This window comes from Thermococcus sp. (genome assembly GCF_027066465.1).
Lineage (GTDB): Archaea > Methanobacteriota_B > Thermococci > Thermococcales > Thermococcaceae > Thermococcus.
In genome coordinates, this window is sequence record NZ_JAMONU010000002.1 from 1 (window position 1) to 4,564 (window position 4,564).

Here is a 4,564-nt window from a genome sequence, read left to right on the forward strand (position 1 = left end):
GGTGAGGAGATGAGGAGAACAACGAGGGAAACCGACGTAACTGTGGAGCTTAACTCGACAGGGAAAATAGAGACGGGCGATAAAGTCCTCGACCACATGCTCACAGCCCTGTTCCATTACATGGGCAGGAGCGCGAGGGTTAAGGCCGAATACGACCTCAGACACCACCTCTGGGAGGACGTCGGGATAACCCTCGGGGAGGAGCTACGCTCAAAGCTTCCCGAGAAGTTCAGGCGCTTCGGGAGCGCGATAATCCCGATGGACGACGCACTCGTGATAGTTGCAGTGGACATCTCGGGGAGGCCCTACGTGAGCGCTGAACTGAGCTTTGAGGAGGATGAAGAAGGCTTTGAGAAGACCCTGGTCAGGGAGTTCCTCTGGGGGCTGGCGCGCTCGTTAAGGGCGACAATCCACGTGAAGACGCTGAGCGGAGTAAACGCGCACCACGTCATCGAGGCGGCCTTCAAGGGTCTCGGCGTCGCGTTGGGGCAGGCCATTCACGAGGGCGAGAGGGTTGAGAGCACGAAGGGACTGCTGGAGGTGTGGGCTTGATAGCGGTGGTCAATTTGGGAATAGGCAACCTCGCCAACGTGAGGAAGGCTCTGGGGGGAGTCGTCACGGGCGACCCCTACGAGATTGAGAAAGCTGAAAAGCTCGTCCTTCCGGGGGTTGGGAACTTCGGGGCCGTTATGGAGAGGCTCGAACCGCTGAGGGGCGTTATACTCGACGCGATAAACGACGGAAAGCCCTTCCTCGGGATATGCCTTGGCCTTCAGCTCCTCTTCGAGGGGAGCGAGGAGAGCCCCGGAAGGCCCGGCCTCGGCGTGTTTAGGGGAAACGTCGTCAGGTTTCAGGGAGTTAGAACGCCCCACATCGGCTGGAACCAGCTCTGGAAGCGTGAGTGTCCACTCTTTGAGGGGATTCGCGATGGCGCGTACTTTTACTTCGTCCACTCCTACTACGCCGAGCCGGGTGAAGAGGAAATAATCGCGGGGGTTACCGACTATGAGTCAAAGGGAAGGAAAGTGGTCTTCACATCGGCCGTTTGCAGGGGCAACGTTTACGCCGTCCAGTTCCACCCGGAGAAGAGCGGGCGGAACGGTTTGAGGGTCATGAAAAACTTCAGGAGGCTCTGAGATGGAGGTTTATCCGGCAATCGACATCATGAACGGAAGGGCCGTGAGGCTCTACAAAGGGGAGAGGGAGAGGGTTAAGGTCTATGGCGACCCGGTCGAGATAGCGGGACGCTTTGCTCAGCTCGTCGATAAAATCCACGTCGTGGATTTGGACGGGGCCTTCGAGGGCTTTCCAAAGAACCTCGACGTCGTCGAGAGAATAATCCGCGAGACCGGGCTGGGGGTTCAGCTCGGCGGCGGTCTGAGGAGCCACGAGGCCGTTGAGAGGGCCTACGAAATCGGCGTCGAGAACGCGATAATAGGCACGAAAGCCTTTGATTTGGAGTTCCTGGCCAGAATAACCGACGATTTCGAGGGAATAACTGTCAGCCTCGATTCGAGGGATGGGAGAATAGCTGTGAAGGGCTGGCTTGAGGAAGGAATTCCAGTTAGAGAGGCCTACGAGACGCTGAGGAACTACGTTGACAGGTTCATCTACACATCAGTCGAGAGGGACGGGACCTTAACCGGAATCGAGGAAATCGAGCGCTTCTGGGATGACGAGGAGTTCATCTACGCGGGGGGAGTTTCAAGTATTGAAGACCTGCTGAAGCTCGAGGAAATCGGTTTCTCCGGGGTCATCGTCGGGAAGGCGCTATACGAGGGCAAGGTCAGCCTCGAAGAACTGCTGGAGGTGGCGGAATGCTCGCGAAGAGGATAATCGCGGCCCTCGACATAAAAGAGGGCAGGGTCGTGAAGGGGATAAAGTTTCGGAACATACGCGATGCAGGCGACCCTGTGGAGCTCGCAAAGCGCTACGAGAGCGAGGGGATAGACGAGATAGTCTTTCTCGACATTACAGCATCGTACGAGAAGAGGGGAATCCTACTCGACCTCGTTGAGAGAATCGCGGGGGAGATATACGTCCCCTTCACCGTCGGAGGGGGCATAAGGACGGTCGAGGAAGCGAGGGAGATAGTCAAGCGCGGGGCCGATAAGGTCTTCGTGAACACCTCTGCGGTCGATAGGCCCGAACTCGTGGGGGAGATGGCTGAGCTGATAGGGACGGCAAACACGGTGGTTGCCATAGATGCGAAGTGGAACGGCTCCTTCTGGGAGGTCTACACCCACGGCGGAAGGAAGGCGAGGGGGATTAATGCTATCGAGTGGGCCAGGACCGTTGAGAGGCTCGGAGCGGGAGAAATCCTCCTCACGAGCATGGACACAGACGGGACTAAGGAGGGCTTTGACATAGCGCTCACGAAGGCCGTTGCGGAGGCAGTGGATATTCCCGTGATAGCCTCCGGCGGGGCTGGAAAGCCCGAGCACTTCTACGAGGCCTTCAAGGCGGGAGCCGAGGCGGCTTTAGCCGCTTCAATCTTCCACTACGGGGAATACACCGTCGGCGAGCTGAAGGAGTATCTGGCCGAAAGGGGAATTCCGGTCAGGCTGGACTACTGAGGTGGTAGCATGGGGGCTGATGAGCTGATTGAGAAGGTCGACTGGGAGAAGAACGGCGGAATCGTTCCCGTCATAGTTCAAGACACGAAGGGAGAAGTTCTAACGCTGGCCTACATGGACAGGGAAGCGCTGAGGAGGACCCTTGAGACGGGCTACGCCCACTACTACTCCCGCTCGCAGGGCAGGGTGAGAATGAAGGGTGAGGTCAGCGGAAACACCCAGAGGGTCAGGGAAATCCGGATAGACTGCGACAACGACGCGCTCCTGCTCATAGTCGAGCAGAAGGGCGTTGCCTGCCACACCGGGAACTACTCCTGCTTCTATCGGAAGCTGGGCGAGCCTGAGCGCGTTCTGCCGATGGACTACTCGCTGACAATCCTCAGGGAGCTTGAGGAGCTGATACGGAGGAGGAAGGGGAACCCGGTCGAAGGCTCCTACACCTCGGAGCTGTTCAAAGCCGGAAGGGAGAGGATTTACAAGAAGTTCGGTGAGGAAGCCGTCGAAGTCCTCGTTGCCGGGACGCGGGAGGGTTTAATCTACGAAACCGCCGACATGCTCTACCACCTGCTCGTTCTCCTCGCTTACAACGGCGTTTCCCTCGGGGAGGTTATGGCCGAGCTGAGGAGGCGGAGGAAGTGATAAGCGAGCTTGTTAAGTCCTTTCAGCCGTATCGCGTCGTGGAAAGAAACTACCGGATAAGGCTCGACAAGAACGAAAGCCCCTACGACCTGCCGGACTGGGTGAAGGAGGAAATCTTCGAGGAGCTGAGTGAGCTTAACTTCAACCGCTATCCCCACATAACCTCCCTGCCGGCGCGGGAAGCGATAGCCGAGTTCTACGGCCTCTCGCCGGACAACGTGGCAGTTGGAAACGGGAGCGACGAGCTGTTGAGCTACCTCGTGAGGCTCTTCGAGGGGAACTACATAATCACGACCCCACCAACCTTCGGAATGTACTCCTTCTACGCGAGGCTGAACGGAATTCCAGTCGTTGAAGTGCCCCTTCGGGAGGACTTCACGATTGACGGGGAAGCGATAGCCAAAAAAGCAGAAAACGCGAGGGCAATCTTCATAGCATCGCCCAACAACCCCACAGGAAACCTCCAGCCGGAGGAGGAAATCGTCAGAGTCCTCGAAACCGGAAGGCCGGTAATCCTTGACGAGGCCTACGCGGAGTTCGCGGGAAAGAGCCTCTGGAAGCTCATCGAGGACTACAGGAACCTCGTAGTGCTGAGGACGTTCTCCAAGGCCCTCGGAATGGCCGGAATCAGGGCCGGCTACATGCTGGCGGGCGAAGAGGTTGTCGATGCCCTCTACCGGATAAAGTCCCCCTTCAGCGTCGGAATCATGACGATGACCGCCGTGAGGGTGGCGCTTAGACATGCGGACCTGATGGAGAGGCGCGTTAGGAAAATTGTTGAGGAGCGCGAGAGGATGAGGAGAAAGCTCGGGGGGCTTGCCTATCCGAGCGACGCCAACTTCCTCCTCGTTAAGCTCGACGCCTACGAGGAGCTTTTGAAGAGGGGCATAGTGGTGAGGAAGCTCTCGGGAAGGCTCGAGGGCCACATACGAGTAACCGTTGGCAGGAGATGGGAGAACGACGCCTTCCTGAAGGCCGTGAGGGAGGTAGCCAGCTATGTGGGTGGTCTTTGACGTGGACGGGACGCTGATAGACGTTGGCGAGAGCTACGACATGGCCGTCAAGCTGACTGTGGAGTACTTCCTCCGGGCCTTCGGGGTGGAGCGGGAAATCGAGCTTGAGTGGGTCAGAAAACTGCGGTCCAAAGGTCGCTTCGGCGACGACTTCAAGGTGAGCGAGGCGCTGATTCTTTTCTCAATGGCGGGCGACGTTGAATCTCTGGTGGAGGAGTTCCCGGCTGGAGAGGGCATAGAGTGGGTTCGGGAGCGGTTCGGGGTTGGAATGCACCGCGGGAGCATAGAGAGGGTCTTCAACACCTTCTACCTCGGGGAAGCCTATCCCGGAAGGCT

6 protein-coding genes and 1 pseudogene are annotated in these 4,564 nt (G+C 58.1%); all 7 read left to right on the forward strand.

Features of this window, described 5'->3' with window-relative positions:
* The first annotated feature begins 9 nt into the window (after positions 1-9).
* Positions 10-552 (forward strand): imidazoleglycerol-phosphate dehydratase HisB, encoded by a 543-nt coding sequence (gene hisB / locus MVK46_RS00030; protein ID WP_297534325.1) that lies wholly within the window; start codon positions 10-12, stop codon positions 550-552.
* Entirely contained in the window at positions 543-1,136 is a 594-nt protein-coding gene (hisH, locus tag MVK46_RS00035; protein ID WP_297534319.1) for an imidazole glycerol phosphate synthase subunit HisH, read from the forward strand. The genes hisB and hisH overlap by 10 nt, the downstream gene beginning before the upstream one ends.
* 1 nt (position 1,137) lies before the next feature.
* A complete protein-coding gene (gene hisA, locus MVK46_RS00040) occupies positions 1,138-1,836 on the forward strand; it encodes a 1-(5-phosphoribosyl)-5-((5-phosphoribosylamino)methylideneamino)imidazole-4-carboxamide isomerase (RefSeq protein ID WP_297534320.1) in 699 nt (232 codons plus the stop codon).
* Positions 1,818-2,576, forward strand: coding sequence for an imidazole glycerol phosphate synthase subunit HisF (gene hisF / locus MVK46_RS00045; protein ID WP_297534321.1), 759 nt, complete (start codon positions 1,818-1,820; stop codon positions 2,574-2,576). Before hisA ends, hisF begins: the two co-directional genes overlap by 19 nt.
* Positions 2,577-2,585: 9 nt before the next feature.
* Positions 2,586-3,215, forward strand: a complete 630-nt coding sequence (gene hisIE / locus MVK46_RS00050; protein WP_297534322.1) for a bifunctional phosphoribosyl-AMP cyclohydrolase/phosphoribosyl-ATP diphosphatase HisIE — start codon at positions 2,586-2,588, stop codon at positions 3,213-3,215.
* The gene (gene hisC / locus MVK46_RS00055; protein ID WP_297534324.1) at positions 3,212-4,228 is read left to right on the forward strand and encodes a histidinol-phosphate transaminase; all 1,017 of its coding nucleotides are present in this window, start codon (positions 3,212-3,214) and stop codon (positions 4,226-4,228) included. The genes hisIE and hisC overlap by 4 nt, the downstream gene beginning before the upstream one ends.
* Positions 4,212-4,564 (forward strand): annotated as a pseudogene (locus tag MVK46_RS00060) (hydrolase); the annotation flags it as partial. The gene hisC and the pseudogene MVK46_RS00060, both read left to right, overlap by 17 nt.

What these genes read in the sequence shown, in the direction of transcription:
- hisB (WP_297534325.1), top strand. Translation starts at nt 10, where the DNA reads ATGAGGAGAACAACGAGGGAAACCGACGTAACTGTGGAGCTTAACTCG.
- hisA (WP_297534320.1), top strand. Translation starts at nt 1,138, where the DNA reads ATGGAGGTTTATCCGGCAATCGACATCATGAACGGAAGGGCCGTGAGG.
- hisF (WP_297534321.1), top strand. Translation starts at nt 1,818, where the DNA reads ATGCTCGCGAAGAGGATAATCGCGGCCCTCGACATAAAAGAGGGCAGG.
- hisIE (WP_297534322.1), top strand. Translation starts at nt 2,586, where the DNA reads ATGGGGGCTGATGAGCTGATTGAGAAGGTCGACTGGGAGAAGAACGGC.